Origin of the sequence: Enterococcus sp. FR204, assembly GCF_031143325.1 — a bacterium.
Lineage (GTDB): Bacteria > Bacillota > Bacilli > Lactobacillales > Enterococcaceae > Enterococcus_B > Enterococcus_B faecium.
In genome coordinates this window covers 23496-43052 of the sequence record NZ_JAKZIW010000017.1, presented here as the reverse complement: position 1 = coordinate 43052, position 19557 = coordinate 23496, and the positions used below count along the sequence as shown (strand labels likewise).

Sequence of the window (19557 nt, the reverse complement as noted above, 5' to 3'; positions counted from 1 at the left end):
TTCTATTTATATCCAATAAGATATACTTTAAACAAAACAATTTTCTAGATAGTTTACAAAGGGGAATTTTGCGTTACTTAGTGTTATATAGTATACTTTTATTAAGGGAGTGATGATAATGCTTGTTACAAAATCTAGATTACAAGGAAGTTCTGTAGTGGTAACTTTACCTTCTGATAACGGAAAGAAACCTTCAGAAAACCAAGAATATATCGTTGTGTATTCTGATGATGGAACAATTACGTTAGTTCCAAAAATTGAAGATCCATTTAGTGGTGGGGAAGAGGCCGAGTATTATGAGAAAGACGAATGGGAAGATTTAACTCCTGAAGGGAGAGAAATTTTATAGTGTCAGAAGAAAGAATTTATATTCCTAAAAAAGGTGATATTGTATGGATTGATTTTGATCCCTCCGTAGGAAAAGAAATTCAAAAAAGACGACCAGGACTAGTCGTCTCTCGTTATGAATTTAACCGTAAAACAATGTTTTCGGTCATATGTCCAATTACTTCCACTATAAAGAATTTACCGACACGTTACTCATTACCTGAAGAGCTAGATATAAAAGGACAAGTAATTATTTCACAATTAAAATCTCTTGATTTTAAGGAACGAAAACTCAAAAAAATAGAAAACTTACCATTGCAAGACATGGCTAAAATTGATCAGATTATACAGTATATGTTTTAAGCATTGTAAGTAAACTCTATAATATTTTTATATGCTAAACATAACGAAATTAAAAAAAGGCCAAGTAAATGTCCTTCATTCTACTAGTGTGGTCGATGGGATTAATTTCCGTATCTTAAACTAAAGAATATATAGCATTTTAAACGAATGATTGAGGTGATTTCCTCAAGTCATTCGTTTTTTTGTGTCACAAAACTTGTTTTTTCACGACATATCTTAACGTATACGAAAAGTCGCGACAATACTTTAACAGAAAGAAGAAAAAGAACAACTGACAGTTTTAGTCCTAAAAAATCTAAACTCTTTAGATATGAGTAATGTCATTTTAAACTATATCGATGCTCAAAAACGTAAAATTTGGGATCAAGATCTGTCTAGGAAAGAATTTCTATAGTTTAACTGAATAACACAAAAAGGCATATCATGCGACAAGAAAAACAATGAAAAGAGAAATTTGCCATCACTGGAACATCCATACAGAAATTAGCATAGATTCTGAAAAATCTACCGCTAGTTTTTATTTAGTTGTTCTAACGACACCAATACTTGTAATGATCGAAAATGTGCAATTGGGTCAGATAGTGAACCAAAGTAGAATCTCAAAGCGACAATTATGAATGTAAAAGTACCTTTTATGATTAGTTTATTCTCTAATTGATTACATCCCGTATAATTAATAAAATTACTTTACCGATTACACGATCTTATGTCAGTAGAGCTTTTAGGTACACTATCAATACAGTTCATTCCAGTATAATGTAAGGTTTTTTTTATTTTGAGTCACTTTTTGTCAATATTATTATTTACAATACCTTCTATAATAAAAGCTATTTAAGGAAGTGTTTATGAATGAGTAAAAATTCTAAAGGATTCCTAACCATCTTATTAGCTTTTATAGGGTATATGTTGGTTGGGCTGCTAAAATCATACAGTAATGAGTTGCTGAATCTTTCAACATTTATTAATGATACATTAGTTCCAAGTTTGTTTTTCATCGTATTTTTTGCTGTTAGTTATTTTATAATAAAGATATGATGACTAATTTAGCTCAACTATTCCAGCGTCAGCTGAAGATATTGCAATTCCCGATTCCTTAATCATTTATCTGGATGAGACAGAAAGTGAAGTTGCAACAGATGTGCAGCTGCTTTCTCCATCTGCAGGATTGATCAACACATTTCTGGGCTGGTTCCATATCCCTGGACCAGCTTGGCTGTTTGATCCACAATGGACGAAACCTGCGTTGATTTTGATGAAAATATGGAGTTCTGGGGGAGCAATGCTACTTTACTTAGCTACATTACAAAATGTTCCTAGATCTTTATATGAATCAGCAGAAATCGATGGAGCAGGCGTTTGGGGAAAGTTCAAAAGTATTACTTTGCCATTAATCACTCCTATTATTTTTTACGATGTGATCACCTCTACGATCGGTTCTTTCCAAATTTTTCAAGAAGCTTATGTCATGACGAAAAATGGAACAGGCGGACCTGCAAATTCTTTGCTTTTTTATAATCTGCATATGTGGAACAAGGCGTTCGTAGCTTTTGATATGGGTTATGCGATGGCTATGTCAATGATCCTGTTTCTGATCGTGTTGGTTCTGACGTTTGTCAATTTGAAGCTTGCACCTAAGTGGGTCTATTATTCTGGAGGTGACGGCAAATGATGGATTATTTCAAAAAGACCAGTGTGAATCGGCAAACAAAAAAAATACTAAGTTATGTCCTCATGACAGTAATAGGAATCATTTTGATCATTCCATTGCTTTGGATGGTGTTTACTTCATTGAAACCAATGGAAGAAATCGTTCGTTATCCTCCGACCTTTTTCCCAGAAAAAATCGTATGGGAAAACTATCTGGATACGATTGCCGCCTTTCCTTTTTGGCGCTATGCAAGAAATACATTATTCATCACTGTGCTAGTAGTGATCGGTAATGTCCTTTCAAATTCTTTTATTGCTTATGGATTTGCGAAGCTTGATTTTCCTGGGAAAAAGCTGATGTTTGCTTTGGTTCTTTCTACGATGATGATCCCGGGGTTTGTAACGATGATCCCTCAATATGTATTATTCTCCAAGATCGGCTGGGTAGGTACTTATTTGCCCCTGATCGTTCCATCGTTCTTCGGCAATGCGTTCAATATATTTCTGATGCGTCAATTTTACTTATCGATCAATAATGAATTGATCGAAGCTGCTGAAATCGACGGAGCGAATCATTTGTACATTTGGAGTCATTTGATGCTTCCATTGACGAAACCTGCCTTGATTACCATTGCGATCAATTCCTTCAACGCAGCTTGGAATGATTTCTTAGGTCCTCTGTTATATATCCAAGATCAAGAAAAATACACGTTACAGATTGGCTTGCAAGTTTTTCAGAACCAAGCAACGACACAATGGAATTATCTGATGGCAGGAGCAACACTTGTCTTGATCCCGACGATTTTGCTGTTCTTTTTTGCACAACGTTATTTCATTGAAGGGATGGATTTGACAGGAGGTTCAAAAGGATGATGAATCGATCGATTGGTAAAAAAGTCAACGATTATTTCTTAGAAATCATTGAATGGATTCCACGTCTTATCCATTTACAGCTACTATGGTTCCTGTGTGTCTTGCCTGTTTTCACATTAGGAACTGCAAGTCGAACAGTTCTGTATATGATTTATCATTACAAAAAAAATGAAGAGAAAAAGCTCGGTTCACTATTCTGGAAAAAGTTTCGTGAGAACTTCTCTCTTTATGGAAAGCAAGATAGTTTAGCAAGTAGTTATTTTCTTCTTTTATTCATCGATTATCGGATTTTCCGCTATTGGGGTGGGGGAATTGGCTATACATTGATGTATACTACGTTGTTTTTGCTTCTATTAAGCGCGCTTCTCTTTAGTTGCAAAATCTTGCTTCAACTGGAACAAAAAGAAGCTTCTTGGATTACTGCATTTTTCTTGTTTTTTAATGATTTCAAAAGCGCGCTTTTCTATTTGGCAGGCACGTTGATCCTTCTTGTCGCATTCTGGTTTGCAGGACCAATCTATTTTGCTTTATTAGGTTTCAGTTTCTTGTTTTATTTTCAAGTCCTGCTTTTTATCCATCGTACGCAAGAAAAGGTTCTTAAAAAGGAGGAATAACATGTTGCGTTTGATTGCTAAAATCGATGATAGTATTATCAACAAGTTCGCCAAGCAACGGAAAACGGATAGTCGAAAAATCAATTTTTTGAAATTTATCAGTAATATCTCTAATGGTGGTTTTATTTGGTTGCTCCTTGCTGCTGTTTTAGTCTTGATACCTGATACTAGAGAATATGGTCTAGCCATTCTTATCGGCAGTTTGATCTATTTTTTTGTTGGTTTGCTTTTTATCAAAAAAACGACAAGACGGAAAAGACCTTATGAAAAAAATCGTCGGCTTGTCCTTTACACAAGTAAACCGAAGACTTCTTCTTTTCCTTCAGGACATACAGCGCTAGCCTTTTTATCAGTAGCTGCGTTGTTCGAATTAAGTCCAGTTGCAGGAATATTAGCCTTTTTATTTGCTTGTTTGATCGCTTATTCGAGGATTTTTTTACTTTTACATTATCCTACTGACATTTTAGGAGGAGCTATTTTAGGAAGTGTTATTGGCATCCTATGCGCTGCCGTTATCTGAATTAATTGTACGAATAAAGCATGAGTGCGTAAATGCGCATTTGTGCTTTATTTTTTTGTTTCGAGGAAAGCGTAGTTGTTTATTCATCTGTCTTAATAACTTAAGTTTTGTTAAATGAGAATGTTATAAAATTTTATAATTTAATTTTAATAATAAACGTTGTATAATTGGTGTTTTTTAACTAAAAAGGATATTATTTGATTTAAAATTAAAATTAAATTAAATTATAATTAGATGGGCATTGTTTTGTTGATTGTTGTGAAAGAAGACAAATATTTTTGAAAGGAGTATAAGGATGTGAAAGGGTTAAAATTGAAGCTTTTGCAGTTAGTAACTGTCAGTTTGCTATTTGGACCATATTTCCAGTCAGTCTATCATATGGCGACACTGGATGTAGCTGCTGAGTCAACAGAAACAAAGGAGGATGAGGTATTCTTAGATGAGGACTATGCAAAAATTGAAGGGAAGTATATTGAAAAAGAAGAAACCCTTGAATGGCATCTGGCTTTTGAAAAAAAGGAAAGTGCCAATGAAGGTAGAATACGTTTAGCAATCGATGCGGCAGCCGCCGGGATTGGTACCGTAAAAAACGTTCGTGGAACAGGTCTATCCTCCTATGATGAAGATGGAGAAGACCTAAAAGTCGAGACAATCGATGGTCAAGAATGGTATGTCGGAAAAGTTTATTCAAAAGAAGCAGAAACCGGCACATTGATTTTTGAAACAGAAAAGATCCCCGATGTGAACGAAGGGGAACTACCTCTTCAAGTGGTGGTTGATGAAAGAATAGATAACCAAGAATTACAAGAAAATGAAACTGATACAGAAGATTCCGCTGAAATTCAACGTAGCGAAGAAAATGAGATGGAAAAGCTGGACGAACCAATCGTACCCAGCGGTCAAGCACTCCAGCGCATTCAACGCCAGTTATTCAACGGTATTTTGGAGCGTCTTGGGCCAACAGCTACGCAAGACCCCTATGAATATATCTATCCTAGCGGAGAAGTTGAAAACGAACAGCATCGCTACCCGAAATTTACAACGAATGACTATACAAAAGTGTTAGGAAATTGGACACAAAGCAATGAACGCTATCAAGGAGACAAAGGCTCGCCATATGACGGAGAGAACCTGATCGATGATAGTGATTATACAAACGGGGGAGCGAACTGGCGAAATTACGACTATGCTACTAATAATGGATCAACTGCAGGCGAAGAAGATAGAAACGTTCCAGCTCAAACCGTTCAGCTTTGGGGAAATGAACGGAATTTTGAAAACAGTTACTTGGATTATAACGGGGCGTACATCAAAAAATGGGTAGAACCTGTTCTGCCAAGCAGCACAGCATCTGATCTACATCCTGAAGATGCAACAACCCTTTACAATGTCTATCTAGATGTCATCGGGGGCGAGAAAAAGGAAATCAGTCCAATCGATATCGTTTTTGTTCTAGATAAGTCAGCGAGTATGAGTGAATTAACCGCTGGGACCAATAGTCAAACTAAAAATGCTGCGTTGATTGAGGCAGTAAACGAAATGAGTAAAGATCTGCTCTCTGACCCGAGTCTGGATATTCGAATCGGTATGGTGAATTTTTACCATAATAGTACAGCTATCAATAACCATGAGCAAATCAGTTCGGACATCTTTCCATTGACAAATGATATCAATCGTTTGACGGGAAGTGAGAATACAGCATTAAATCGTACACCAATCGGAGGAACTCCGCTTACACTAGGGCTTAAAAATGGCTATGAAACATTGTATAAAGACAATGGCGGAGAAAATAGAAATCCAGAAAAAATCCTGATCGTTGTGGGAGATGGGACACCGACCTTCAGTTATGCACCGATTCAGTCAAGTTATCGTACGAGCACTAATGGAGCTTGGAGCAACTGGACTGTGATGGAAGATAAGATTGCTGAAGATAATGGCGTTTTGTTCAGAAATTTTGAGGAGTTTTCTGGGAATACTTCTAATGCAGGGTTTACTCATCCAGTTACCTACGCATCTGACTTTAACCGTCCAGAAGAAGTAAATGTACACTATCGTTATGGAGAGGTAAAAGAAGGAGATAATAAAGCGACTCACTGGGTTGGTGATGGTTCTTCTAATAACAATACGAATGGCAGTCCTACTTCGCAAGAAAAGTCATCTGCGATCAACACAGTTGCTTATCATCATTGGCTGAAAAACAAGTATCAAGAGAACCCGCCAAGTATCTTCTCCATTGGTTTAGGAATCGATGGAAACGTTAGCGGGAGACAACGACTAGATGCTATTGGACGAAATGTATTGAAAAATATTGCTGATTTAGAAGAAGATGGCGTAACACCGCGATATTACAATGCGAACAACAAGAATGACATTGTTACAGCCTTGGAGGATATCTCTTCTACCTTCAAGAGAACGATCCAGCAAGCCACACTTTATGATGAAACTGGTTTTAATGTCTCACCATTTGGAGCTGGCAGATCGGCAGATATTCAGTTTTACCATCTAGATCCAGGAGAAAATGGCATGAAGTACCAAGAGCCAGAAATATGGGATGAAGAACGTCATGGACAAGCCCCACCAGAAGTAGTGGCGACTCCGACAACGCATGTCGGACGGGAAAACCAAGCTTATAAATTTTCTCCGATTTCTTTAGGTGAAGGGGAAATGGTCAGGATCAAGTACCAAGTAAAACTTGATGCGGGAGCTCAAGACGGAAATTTTTACACAGTGAACAATATGGCCTATATTCAGAACCTGGAGGATTATGAGAATGATATCACTACTGGACGGATGTATTTCCCATCTCCTTCCATTCGTTACGAACATAAAGGCCGTAATTTCCAAGTCAGCAAGAAGGGTTAAAATGGCGAGCCGTTGGCTGGAGTCGAATTTGCATTATATGACCAAAATCCAGAGAGTGGGGAAGCCGAACCAATCGAAACAAGTAAAACGACCACGGACGGAATAGCGATCTTTGAAACGAAGATGCCGATTTTAGGAGATGAAACTGGAGCAGTCAGCGACATATTTTGGATCAGAGAGATCGCTGGACCACCACGTTATCAGTTAGTAGATGAGACGTATCAATTCCAAATCAAAAAATATGCAGCCAACGAAGATGAGATGTTAGGTCACTACGAGCTTGTAGATGAATATACATCTGGTTCGAGAGTCGGCGGACCGGAAGGTAAAGATCCGAATTCCTATTATGAAGGAGAATATCACAAGCTTTCTGTTGTACAAGAGCCCAACATAGAAGGCACAGAGTATGATGAGTTGTATGTCAAACTGGAAATGCGAAATGAATTCAAGCCAATCCACATGAATATCAATAAACTAATTGAAGGCAGTAATATGCCAATCAATGGCGCAGAGTTTGAACTTTATGAAACAGATGGTAACGGACTGGAAATCGGATATCCAGTAGCGAAAGGGCTTTCTGGTGTGAACGAAGTGGAGGAAGAGAAAGGGAGGCTCACGTTCTATTCAGTAGATGAAGAGGGGAAATATGTAATCGTGGATGGTGAGAAAGTTATTCATCCAATCGGAGAGCCAGATTCATTTGTTTATAAGGATAGTGAAGAAACTACCAACTATGCAGAATACAAAATCATTGAGAGCCAGAACCCAGAAGGTTTCAAAGAACCTGACGAAAATGACACATGGATCTTGCGACTTTACGATAATGGTATAGGGACTATCCAGCTCAAGCAAACAGGTGAAGAAAATTGGCAATATCTCACGTATACAACAGATGAAGAGGATCGTTTATGGGTAGCATTCACTGCTTACAATACGTTTGATTATCGGGAGATCCGAGTGAGAAAATTAGACCATGAAGGCCATACATTAGATGGTGCAGGTTTCGATATCAGGAAAGTGGGGGATTCTTCCTTCCCGCTGTATCGAGCATACACTGGTAATCCGTTAGAACCAGAAGAATCGAAACGTTTGCCTGGGATCGGATACTTCTATTCTCGTGCCGTAGGAGTAGAAAAGTATGTCGATTTAAATTACGACCAACCTCTGCATCTGTCTATCGGTGAATATGAGGTCTCGGAATCTGTCGCACCAAATGGGTATCGGCTATCTGGTCAAGTGTTCCAGTTTGCACTGAATGAAGAAGGTAAGTTTATCATTGAAGATACGGTCATCGAAAACGAAACTGCTCCCTTGCCGGAAGGCTATGAAATCATCGATGGTGTACTACAAGTAACCTTAGAAGATGAACTAGCGCCAATCGATTTGGAACTTTTGAAAATTAACAGTATGAATAGCCGACGTCTTGAAGGCGCAGAATTTTCAATTGAGAAACAAAATAGTGCAGGAGAGTATGAAATCATCGAGGGAGGCTTGGCACCAGATCCAAACGATTCTTCCCTATTCAATGCTTCAGACTTGTTGGAAGGGGTCTATCGGATCAAGGAAGTGAAGTCACCTGACAGCTATAGAAAACTTCCAGGTTACTTTATTTTAGAAATTAGTTATCGAGAAGAACCTGACATAGAAAATGATCGGGTAGTTCCAGGAAAAGAAGCGGGTACACTAAAAGTTGAGATTTCGTATTATCCAAACGAAGAAGCAGAGACGCCTGATCTACAGCAAGAGTTAGAATATGAACTTTTGGAGACAAATCGAATCAGATTACAGCTTAGTGTCGGGAACGATCCTGAAAATCCGTTGCCTGCTACAGGAGGATCCGGACGATTATTCTATATCCTGCTTGCTGCATTCTTCATGGCGCTTGCAGGAGCAGCCTATGGTTTGTTTGTCAGACAATCTAAAAAGGAGGGAGCAAGGTAATGAAAAAGCTGTTGTGTTTGATGCTTCAATTACTTGTTTTACTACCGCTTGCAGCAGTCCTTCTTCCACAGGCGATGTCGGCAGAAGAATCAGGGGAAGATGTCGTGGAATTCGTGTTGCATAAACGGATGATTCGAGATATCGATTATAACGATCAATTTGAATACCATGAAAATGATGGCTTGGCTATCTCTGAGGAAGCAGGGGAAACAGCAGATATCATTTCACAGACGGTGCCACTAAATGGAGCGACATTTGCCATTTACGACATGACCGATTATTATCATGAAAAAAAAGATGCTGAAAACATGACTCCTAAAGAATTCGTCCAGCAAATCGCTGAAACGAACAGAAACAATATCCGTCAGCTAATCACAGAAGAAAGGCTTGTCCAAATAGGGACTTCGGTAACAACTGGGAAAGATACGGTTGGCGGATTAGGAGACGGGATTGCACGTATCAAAGCACCTAAGAAAAACCAAGATCGGGATGCAGTTTATTTGATTTTCGAAGAATCGATTGATCCAGAAGTTGGATTGGATGTTGATATCGATCAGACAGCTATCCCAATTGCTGCTATTTTGCCAATTTATCACCCGACAGAATCAACCGAGGAACTGCAAGAGATTCATATCTATCCTAAAAATGTCGGTTATCTAAGAGATCCATACTTCTTCAAGTATGGACGTCAAAGAGGAACAACTGAAAAAGGAAAACCATTAGAAGGTGCTGTTTTTGCTCTATATCAGATGATAGAAGGGGAGAAATATTATTTAGATATGGCTCCTGCTAATGACTTGAAAAATCAATGGATCAAACCAGCAGACAATGATCCTTTGAATGACAAAAATGTAAGCAAATTCATTTCGGATAATGAGGGCCTTGTTACGACAGGACAACGTTTCTTGCCTTCTGGCACCTATTATTTTGAAGAATTAAAAGGTGTGGAAGGTTACGAGATGGATGAAGCAAGTAAGAGAATCGAGGTCATCATCCCTGAATTTTGGGTGGATGCAAAAGGCCAACCACAATATGTAGTAGTTAACGGACAGGAGATGGCTGAATTAGAATCCGGGAAAGTTCCAGTCTCTGCCTATGAATCCGCAACACCACGTGTTTATAACGAGACCGTAAAAGAAACAACGGACAAACCGAAAGAGCCGAGTGGTCCAAGCAATCCAGGTCAATCAGGAAAATGGTCCGTATTCCCGCAAACGAATGAAGCAAGAACGTTGATTTCTTTACTAGGAATTCTTTTATTGTTAGGTGCTGTTTTATTAATAAAAAAAGAACGGGGAGAAAAAAATGAATAAAAAAATGATTGTCACGGGAATGAGTGTACTGTTACTCGTTACTGCGGGAATAGGGATTTTCGGGAACGGAAAACTAGTCAAAGCCGAAGAAGTCGCACAAAAACCAAGTGAAGTGACGATTACATTACACAAAAAAGGTTTCTCATCTGTTCCGGAAGAACGACCGAATAGCGGATTGGTTTCTACGGATTTTGGTGAAGAAAATATTCCAGGAGTCGATTTTGATTTGTTTGACGTAACGGAAGTATATTACGATTTGATTCGAGATAATCCTTTAACACCGGAACGAGAAGACGGTCTTAATTCTGCCGAAGCGATTGAATGGATTCAAAAACGGCACACAGAAAGTTGGTTTTTAAAATATCGACTGACAAGTATTGACAAACAAACAACGAATGAAGCTGGAGAAGCGGTATTCTCTACCGTCCAAGTGACGGAAGAAGCACCTTCTTCTAGAGATAAAGTCTATCTTTTCTTAGAAACTTATTCGCCAGCTCATATTTCCAGAATCGCGTCTCCAATGGTTGTCATGATGCCAGTGATGATGCCTGATATGGTGAATGGTGTGTGGGATGGTTCTACATGGAAAGACACATACAATACAGATGTGCATTTGTATCCGAAAAACGAAATCAGAGAAGCAGATAAACAGATGAATGTAGAGGAAAGCGACCTTAGACAAGTAACGATTATTAATGAAGCTGGAGAACAAGAAACGATTTCTTATATTGATCTAGAAAGAGGAAAAACGGCTTCTTACACGATCACAGCACCTATTCCTTATTTCATCGATTCTGTCCTTGAAAACGGAAGCGCTGTTATCAAAAATTACAAAATCACAGATACGCCTACAGTTGGTCTAACTTATTATGATCAGGAAATAGAAGTGCGAGCCGGCGAGACGATTTTAACAAAAGGACAAGATTATATAGTAGAAGTAGTAAACAACGGGTTTGTCGTGACGATTTTGACAGAAGAAAATGGAGTAGCCAAAGTAGATACTTTAGGTAGATTAGCAGATGCACGTGGAGGAGATTTAACGATCACGTATAATTTGAAGGTTTCCACAGAACTAGAAGCGGATGATTTCCATAACAACACAGCGGTTATTGAAATCGGACGAAATGATGAATTTGATTATGAAGAAGGAGTAGAGCCGCCAGAGAAAGTCACAACAGGTGGAAGAAAGTTTGAAAAATATGATGCATCAAGCAGTGAATTGCTTAAAGATGCAAGATTCGAATTGTGGAATGAAGACCGTTCTGAATACGCAATATTTTATAAAGGGGAGTCGCCTTTAGCTGTTTATGAATCAGGAGCAGATAGAATTGAGTGGGCAACAAGCGGACAAGCAACAGAATTTGTCGCAGATGGAAATGGATACTTTGAGGTTCAAGGGTTAGATTATGGAACCTATCAAATGAAAGAGACCATGGCGCCAGAAGGTTATGTACTTCCAACAGGTGAGGCAGCCCTTACTGAATTTATCATCTCTTATGGAAGCTATAATGAAGAAATTCAGATCGTAGGAGTAGAAAATCCAGGGCCAGAAAGAGTACCGAATATGAAACGCGGGTCACTTCCTGCTACTGGTGGGAACGGGCTCTTGGCATTCTTACTAATCGGAATAAGTTTGATGATTGGAGCGTACAGCTGGTACCGTAAATCTAAAATGAAGTCTGAAGTATAAGCAACAAAAATAAGCTGCAGCAATCGGTTTTATAAAGGTTGCTGCAGTTTTTTTAAATAAGAAGGTGAAGAAAATGAAAAAGAAAATAGGTAATAGACCTCAAACCCAAATCAGTCTTTTATTACAATTATTTATGGCAGTGATGTTTCTTGCCGGAGCTGCAGTTTTTACATATCCATTTTTAGCAGATGCTCTCAGCAATTATTTGGATCAAAGAAGGATCGAGAATTATCAAAAGCAGCTTGAACGCGATAAAGAAGAAAAACATGAGCAACAATTAGCAGTGCATGAAAAGAAAAATCAGACGCTTGCTCATACATCAGTAATCCCAGGAATGGGACAAGTCAAAGATCCTTTTGAGCAAGCGGTTAGAAATGTCCAAAATCCAGGAAAAGAATATTACGAACAACATATGATCGGAGCCATCTATATTCCGAAAATCAATGTTAGCTTGCCTTTATTTGATGAAACGAATGATCTTTTGTTAGATAGAGGAGCGACAGTCCTGCAAGGCACCTCTTTTCCAACTGGAGGAGAGAGTACACATTCCGTGATTACCGGCCATAGCGGTATTGCTGAGAAAAAACTCTTTACGGATCTTGAAGAAATGGAGCAAGATGACCGATTCTATCTTGAAGTGTATGGTCGGATGCTCGCTTATGAAGTCGTTGAGAAAATTGTTGTCCTTCCAACAAAAACAAATACATTAGCAATCAGAGAAAAGCAGGATCTAGTCACACTTATCACTTGTACACCTTACACCGTGAACACTCACCGATTACTAGTGACAGGAAGGCGAGTTCCCTTTACAGAAGAAGTCTCTTCAAAGATAGAACAGACAAAAAAATACCATCTTTATCGATTACTTATACTCCTTCTAGGTATATTGCTAGTGCTAACGCTTTTCGGTTATTGGTGTTATTGGAAATTTAAAAGACAAAAACAACTAAGGAAAAATAACAGATCATAGACCAATTGTTAAGAATAACATAATAAATTTAAGCTGTATTGAAAAGACAAAAGCGATTAAATCGCATATTTCCAGTTTTTTTTAACGTTTACTAAAATGACATTTTCCAGGTAAGCCAACTTGTTTCACAAGGGCTTCTTTGATATTGTAGTAGCAAGAAGAAAGATGGAGGGATCTTTTATGGCAAAAATCATGGTAGTCGAAGACGAAGAGATTATTCGACAATTGATCATGGAGGAACTTGAGAAATGGCAATTTGAAACCTTTGGAACGACCGATTTCAATCAAGTGTTCTCAGACTTTGAAAGAGAAGAACCACAGCTTGTATTACTAGATATTAATCTTCCCGTTTTGGATGGCTATTATTGGTGTCAAAAAATACGTGAAGTATCGAAAGTACCGATCATTTTTATCTCCAGCAGGAATACGAATATGGATATGATCATGGCTATGAACATGGGGGCAGATGATTTTGTGACAAAACCTTTCCAAATCGATGTACTGATTGCAAGAATCAATGCATTACTTCGCCGTTCTTACAACTACACAGAATTATCTAGTGAAATGATGAGCCACAATGGCATTACGTTGAATGTTGACAACGGAAGTATGGAAATCAACGGAGAGATCATTGATTTGAGCAAAAATGAATATCGTCTATTATTTATTTTGATGAAGCACAATGGAAAGATCTTAAGTCGGGAAAAATTGCTGCGAGCACTGTGGGATGACGAACGATTTGTAGATGACAATACATTGACAGTCAACATCAATCGGTTACGCCGAAAAATCGAACAGGCAGGTATCCAAGGATATATCGAAACAAAAGTAGGACAGGGATATATCGTTCCCTGAAAGGATGAGCGGTTAAGATGAATTTTTTTAAATATTTGAAAGATCAGTGGACATTGATCTTGGGATGGCTGTTTTTTATTGCATTGACGATCTTTGTGATGTGGCTGGCGCCAAACATCAAAGTTGATTTGAGCACAATTGCTTATTTAGCTTTGATTGAGGGCGTCTTTCTGATTTTTTATCTGCTGGGTGGTTACTTGAGCAAGAGAAGATGGTGGGGAAAATTAGCCGACATACAAAAAACTTCCCCTTTGCAAAACTATTTGAGCGGTGGACGAACAGAAGAAGAAAAACTTGTGGAAGAATATATCAATCAGCTGATCCGTGAACACCAAGAAGTAATGCAATCAGCAATCAGTAATCAACAAGACCAAAAAGATTATATTGACTCATGGGTCCATGAAATCAAAGTGCCACTTTCCGCTTCTAAATTGCTAGTTCGTTCGATCGAGTTCGATATTGACGATCAAAAGTATACATTACTAGAAAATGAATTATCAAAAATCGATGAATACGTAGAACAAGTTTTGTATTATGCAAGACTAGACAGTTTTTCGCGGGACTACCTCATCCAAGAATATGGACTAAAAGGAATCATTCAGCCTGTGATACGCAGTCAGGCAAATTATTTTATCCAAAAAAATATTCGCTACGAGATCGTTGGTGAGGATCATACTGTTTTGACCGATGCTAAATGGATCGCTTTTATCTTCAACCAATTGCTTAGTAATGCCATCAAATATACGCCGGATCACGGAAACATCATTGTGAGCATAGAAAAGGAAGCACAAGGAGTCAGCCTTTCAGTTAAAGATTCAGGGATCGGTATCCCAGCGGAAGACTTGAAACGGATCTTTGATAAGGGATTTACTGGGAGAAATGGTCGACTTAGCAAAACACATTCAACAGGATTAGGACTTTATTTAGCAAAAAATCTGGCCGAAAAATTAGGTATCCATTTGACGGCTGAATCAACTGAAGGAAAAGGGACAACAATGACTTTATTTTTCCCAATCTTAAATTTTTATAATGAAAAACGTTAGAAAATCGTTAGAAACGAAAAAAAGTGCTTGTGTTGTTAACGTTTTCGCTGATAAGTTTCTTATCATGTGAAATAAAAGGAGATTGGTTATGGAAATTTTAATAGCATTAGTCCCTATGTTGGCATGGGGTAGTATTGGTTTAGTAAGTGGTAAAATTGGTGGCGATGCCAATCAACAAACACTAGGAATGACGATCGGTGCATTTCTGTTTTCTTTAGTTGTCTTTTTCGTTGTTAGTCCTGTAATCACCCCTTGGATTTTCTTGATCGGATTTTTATCCGGCTTAGCTTGGAGTGTTGGACAAAATGGACAGTTCCATGGAATGAAGTACATGGGTGTTTCTGTAGGGTTACCATTGTCTACTGGTTTTCAATTAATTTTGAATACGATTGCGGGAGCCGTTTTCTTCCATGAATGGACACAAACGAAAGATTATGTATACGGTATTATTGCTTTAGCTCTTCTTGTAAGCGGTGCGTATTTGACTGCCCGACAAGATGACGAAGGAAAAATAGATACAGATAATAAAATGCTTGATTTTGGTAAGGGTTTTAGAGCATTGATCTTCTCTACGATTGGTTATGGTGTATATACCATCATCGTCAACTGGGCGAATTTGGATGCGATGTCAATTATCTTACCTCAAAGTATCGGAATGATCTTAGGCGCAAGCTTCTTTGCTTTCCGTAAAGTTAAAGTCGATCAGTTTGTGTGGAAAAACATGATCTGTGGATTATTATGGGGCTTAGGAAACATCTGCATGCTTCTAACAGTCAAATCACTTGGTTTAGCTGTTGGCTTCTCACTTTCACAAATGGGGATCATTATCTCTACTTTAGGTGGGATTTTCATCCTTGGCGAAAGAAAAACGAAAAAAGAGCTCATTTATGTTATTGTTGGTTGCCTTTTAGTCATTTTAGGTGGTATCCTTTTAGGGTATATGAAAACAGTTTAATCGCTGTTTTCCAACCTAAAATGGGGAGGAACTTCAATGGATTTGTTTCGTAAGAAAGAGATCAATCTCAATCATACGAGTGAGATGAAAAAAGAACTAAAAACGTCTGATTTGATCATGCTTGGAATTGGTGCGATCATCGGTACGGGAATATTTGTGGTGACAGGGGTTGCGGCCAATCAAAATGCTGGTCCAGCACTGTCACTTTCATTTGTCTTAGCTGCAATCGTTGTCATTTTGTCTGGATTAAGTTTCGCAGAATTTGCTTCGCGAGTGCCAGTGATTGGTGGGCCATATGCCTATCTGTATGTTGTATTTGGTGAATTTGCTGCCTGGCTGACAGGGTGGTTGTTGATCGGGGAATTTTTACTAGCAGTTTCCTCTGTTGCTTCCGGATGGTCTGGCTATATGCAAGGTTTTTTGAAAAGTTTAGGGGCCGAACTTCCACAAGCATTAACTGGCGGGTACAATCCGGAAAATGGTACATACATTGACTTGATTGCGGTGCTCGTAGTGATATTCGTCACTTACATCGTGTCGCTTGAAGCCAAGAAAGCATTACGTTTGAATAATGCCATGGTATATGTCAAATTTGGTATCATCGCGTTGTTTATCATTGTAGGAATATTTTTCGTTAAACCTGATAACTGGCAGCCATTCATGCCTTTTGGTTTTTCCGGTGTGCTAGATGGTGCAGCTCTTGTGTTTTTTGCTTTCTTGGGATTTGATGCCGTTGCAATGGCAGCCGAGGAAGTCAAAAACCCGCAAAAAGATGTGCCAAGAGGAATCATTGGTTCGATACTGATTGCTACTGTCCTTTACATCATCGTGACGCTGATCTTGACAGGAATCGTTCCGTATACTGAACTAGGAGTCAATGACCCAGTGGCTTTTGCAATGAGGTATGTAGGACATGGAACAGTGGGCGCGGTGATCGCTGTAGGGGCAATTTTAACGCTACTGACGGTAACGATCTCGATGATGTATTCACTTGCTCGTTTACTGTTTGCTGTCAGCAAGGATGGCTTACTTCCTAAGTTTATGACAGAAATCGATCAAAAGCATCGTACACCGAAAAAAGCGACTTATGCCGCTGGTGTGGCAGCTGTATTCTTTGCCGGATTTTTCCCATTGAATGTATTAGCGGAACTAACGAATATCATGGCGCTCGCCTATTTGATGCTTGTTAGTCTAGGCTTACTGAAGTTGAGAAAAATGTTTGGCAAGCCAAAAGCTGGAGAATTCAAAGTGCCATTCGTTCCGCTATTGCCAATCGTCTCCATCTTGACTTGTATTGTATTGATGCTTCGTCTGCAAACTGTGACATGGATCGTGTTCGGTATCGTAATGGTTATTGGACTGATCATTTATTTTGGCTATGGCTATGGACACAGCAAGATGAATGAGAAATAGACTCCAATGGAGAAGTTAGAAGAAAGATAAGAAAAACGCCCATCAACAGTTTATTACACTGTTGATGGGCGTTTGTTTTAGTAACAAGCGAAAGGTGATCTATTGGGTTAAATCCAACAGTTTTTGTTTCAGATCTTCTTCCATGTGTCCAAGCTCTACTTCTGCATGACGACGTTTTTCTTTTCCTTCTTTTTGGATACGCAATGTCTCTTGGATTGTTTCGATCAAATCATTTTGAGTGGTTTGAAGGGTCTCGATATCCACGATTCCACGTTCATTTTCTTTCGCTGTTTCGATGGCTGAGATTTTCAGCATTTCTGAATTTTTCTTCAATAAGTCGTTTGTTGTTTCAGAGACTTGGCGTTGAGCAGTTACTGCATCTTTTTGACGAAGCAAGGTCAATGCGATCACGACTTGGTTTTTCCACAGCGGAATGGCTGTAGCGATAGATGCTTGGATCTTTTCAGCCAAGGCCTGATTTGTGTTTTGGATCAAACGGATTTGTGGTGCTTGCTGGATCGTGATCTGTCTAGCTAAGCGAAGATCATGCGTACGTTTATCCAGACGATCTAGGAATTGCGTGTAATCATTGGCAATCTGAACATCCATCTGATCGCCAGTTTCTTCTGCTCTTTTCATCGCTTCTGGAATGATCGTTGTTTGAAGTTCTTCCATTTTCAATTCTCCAGCAGCGATATAAATATTCAGTGCATCAAAATAGTCTTTGTTTTTCTGGTAAAGCTGTTCTAACATCAGATTATCTTTTAGCAGACCGTCTTTTTCTTTATCTAATTTCACTGAAATCTTGTCAATTTGTGCACCAATCTTTTGATATTTTGCTGTCACTTCATAGATCGATTGTTTGACCTTCCCGAAGACACGCTGGAAGATGTTCCCTTCTCCGGCACGCAGTTCGTCAGGATTGGCTTCTTGGAGACGATACATCAGTTCAGTTAAGGAATCTCCTACAGGACCAATATCTTGTGCTTGCACATGATTCAACATCGATTGTGAGAATTCACTTAATTTTGCTTGGGCAGCCGATCCGTAGCTGATGACAGACTGTGCATCATTAGCATCGATTTTTGCTGCTAGCTGTTTAGCTTGTTCTTGGCGTTCCGCCGGTAGTTTGTCAATTAAACGAGCAGCTGTCTGTTGCTCTTGGAGCTGATCAATCTCCGCTTGTTGTGAAGTGGTCAGCGTATCTATTGGAGTTGAAAACGGGTTGTTCAATAAATCTTCAAGTGTATCGTTAACTGGTGTAACATCTTTTGTTTCAGTCGGTTTATGATCCATAAAAAATTCCTCCTTGTTGAATCTGTTCTCGATTCTTACATGAATGTCTCTACTTTAGAAAAAGTACTCGAAACAGCCAGACATCATCTGAATGTTCCGAGTCTTCTTTTATGAACAAAAGAGTTAATCCTTTTGTTCTGGTTCATATTTATTATCACGCTTTAAGCTCTGTTTCGCAACAGATATCTCTACATCGATATCATCTAGATCCTCAGCAACGAATTTTTGATAATCTTGTGCGATTAAAGCTGACAGCTGGTCGATGATCTGCGTGCTTTCTTCTAGTTTTTCATAGGTCTGTTTGTTTTTGATCTCATGGTCATTGATCTCATTATACTTATTTGTCAAATCAACTAGATTCGGCAGATGCGTATAAAGAAACTGACTTGCTTCATGCAGTCGGTTTGGTTCTTTCACCAATTCTTTGAATAAAGCTTTTGCTGCTTTGACTGGATCATGGCGGAGATCGATTGCTTTAAGTTTGGCTGTCTGCTGCATATTCATTTGCAATTGATTGATCTCATTTTTTGTTTGATTCATTGTTTGTCGAAAAAATGAAATTTCATTCGCTGTCATACCGCTTTTTTCATAGTGAGTTTCAAGTTCGTCAGTCAGTGCAGGAATTTCTTCTTGTTTTCCCTTTTTCCTGCGCGAACCAAAGAGTCCCCACAAAATTTTCCTGCGCGAACCAAAGAGTCCCCACAAAACTAAAACTACACCTATCAATAAAAGTCCTAGAACAAAAGAAAAACTATTGTTTCGGACAAAGAGAAATAGCAAGACCAATGCTAGAAGCCACGGCCAATTTCGTTTTATCATAATAAACCCTCCATGTCATTTATCGTTGAGTATTGAATTCTTTTCGTTATTCGATT

At 38.6% G+C, this 19557-nt stretch carries 15 protein-coding genes and 2 pseudogenes; 15 read left to right on the top strand and 2 right to left on the bottom strand.

Annotation, left to right across the window (positions count from 1 at the left end; all coding sequences use genetic code 11):
- The first annotated feature begins 118 nt into the window (after positions 1-118).
- From mazE to RG571_RS06005, 15 genes and pseudogenes are all read left to right on the top strand, one after another.
- Positions 119-349, top strand: coding sequence for a type II toxin-antitoxin system PemI/MazE family antitoxin (gene mazE / locus RG571_RS06075; RefSeq protein WP_002323011.1), 231 nt, complete (start codon positions 119-121; stop codon positions 347-349).
- Entirely contained in the window at positions 349-690 is a 342-nt protein-coding gene (locus RG571_RS06070) for a type II toxin-antitoxin system PemK/MazF family toxin (protein ID WP_002302307.1), read from the top strand. Before mazE ends, RG571_RS06070 begins: the two co-directional genes overlap by 1 nt.
- Positions 691-1539: 849 nt before the next feature.
- Positions 1540-1725 carry a hypothetical protein gene (locus RG571_RS06065; protein WP_002339123.1) on the top strand — a complete coding sequence of 62 codons (186 nt, stop codon included), beginning with the start codon at positions 1540-1542 and terminating at the stop codon, positions 1723-1725.
- Positions 1726-1831: 106 nt separating this feature from the next.
- Positions 1832-2359 (top strand): annotated as a pseudogene (locus RG571_RS06060) (carbohydrate ABC transporter permease); the annotation flags it as partial.
- Positions 2356-3210 (top strand): carbohydrate ABC transporter permease, encoded by an 855-nt coding sequence (locus tag RG571_RS06055; protein WP_002286786.1) that lies wholly within the window; start codon positions 2356-2358, stop codon positions 3208-3210. The pseudogene RG571_RS06060 and the gene RG571_RS06055, both read left to right, overlap by 4 nt.
- Complete coding sequence (locus tag RG571_RS06050) at positions 3207-3824, top strand: YesL family protein (RefSeq protein ID WP_258430654.1); 618 nt, start codon at positions 3207-3209, stop codon at positions 3822-3824. Before RG571_RS06055 ends, RG571_RS06050 begins: the two co-directional genes overlap by 4 nt.
- Before the next feature lies 1 nt (position 3825).
- Positions 3826-4344: a phosphatase PAP2 family protein gene (locus RG571_RS06045; RefSeq protein ID WP_002286782.1), complete on the top strand. Its 519-nt coding sequence runs from the start codon at positions 3826-3828 to the stop codon at positions 4342-4344.
- Positions 4345-4641: 297 nt separating this feature from the next.
- Positions 4642-9147, top strand: a pseudogene (locus tag RG571_RS06040) (SpaA isopeptide-forming pilin-related protein).
- Entirely contained in the window at positions 9147-10460 is a 1314-nt protein-coding gene (locus RG571_RS06035; protein ID WP_308947556.1) for a pilin N-terminal domain-containing protein, read from the top strand. Before RG571_RS06040 ends, RG571_RS06035 begins: the two are co-directional and overlap by 1 nt.
- Positions 10453-12150 carry a SpaH/EbpB family LPXTG-anchored major pilin gene (locus RG571_RS06030; protein WP_002339114.1) on the top strand — a complete coding sequence of 566 codons (1698 nt, stop codon included), beginning with the start codon at positions 10453-10455 and terminating at the stop codon, positions 12148-12150. Before RG571_RS06035 ends, RG571_RS06030 begins: the two co-directional genes overlap by 8 nt.
- Positions 12151-12223: 73 nt before the next feature.
- A complete protein-coding gene (locus RG571_RS06025; RefSeq protein WP_230340904.1) occupies positions 12224-13120 on the top strand; it encodes a class C sortase in 897 nt (298 codons plus the stop codon).
- A 180-nt stretch (positions 13121-13300) separates the two neighbouring features.
- Positions 13301-13975 carry a two-component system response regulator SapR gene (gene sapR / locus RG571_RS06020; RefSeq protein WP_258430435.1) on the top strand — a complete coding sequence of 225 codons (675 nt, stop codon included), beginning with the start codon at positions 13301-13303 and terminating at the stop codon, positions 13973-13975.
- A 17-nt stretch (positions 13976-13992) separates the two neighbouring features.
- Positions 13993-15018, top strand: a complete 1026-nt coding sequence (gene sapS, locus RG571_RS06015) for a two-component system sensor histidine kinase SapS (protein ID WP_002286770.1) — start codon at positions 13993-13995, stop codon at positions 15016-15018.
- A gap of 88 nt (positions 15019-15106) precedes the next feature.
- Complete coding sequence (locus RG571_RS06010) at positions 15107-15973, top strand: GRP family sugar transporter (protein ID WP_002286769.1); 867 nt, start codon at positions 15107-15109, stop codon at positions 15971-15973.
- Between the two features lie 36 nt (positions 15974-16009).
- Complete coding sequence (locus RG571_RS06005) at positions 16010-17386, top strand: amino acid permease (protein WP_002286768.1); 1377 nt, start codon at positions 16010-16012, stop codon at positions 17384-17386.
- 99 nt (positions 17387-17485) lie between these two features.
- Here the strand turns inward: RG571_RS06005 and RG571_RS06000 are convergent, their stop codons facing one another.
- Both RG571_RS06000 and RG571_RS05995 read right to left on the bottom strand, forming a co-directional pair.
- Positions 17486-18682 carry a toxic anion resistance protein gene (locus RG571_RS06000; protein WP_002318484.1) on the bottom strand — a complete coding sequence of 399 codons (1197 nt, stop codon included), beginning with the start codon at positions 18680-18682 and terminating at the stop codon, positions 17486-17488.
- Positions 18683-18805: 123 nt separating this feature from the next.
- Complete coding sequence (locus RG571_RS05995; RefSeq protein ID WP_230340903.1) at positions 18806-19501, bottom strand: 5-bromo-4-chloroindolyl phosphate hydrolysis family protein; 696 nt, start codon at positions 19499-19501, stop codon at positions 18806-18808.
- Between the last annotated feature and the right edge of the window lie 56 nt (positions 19502-19557).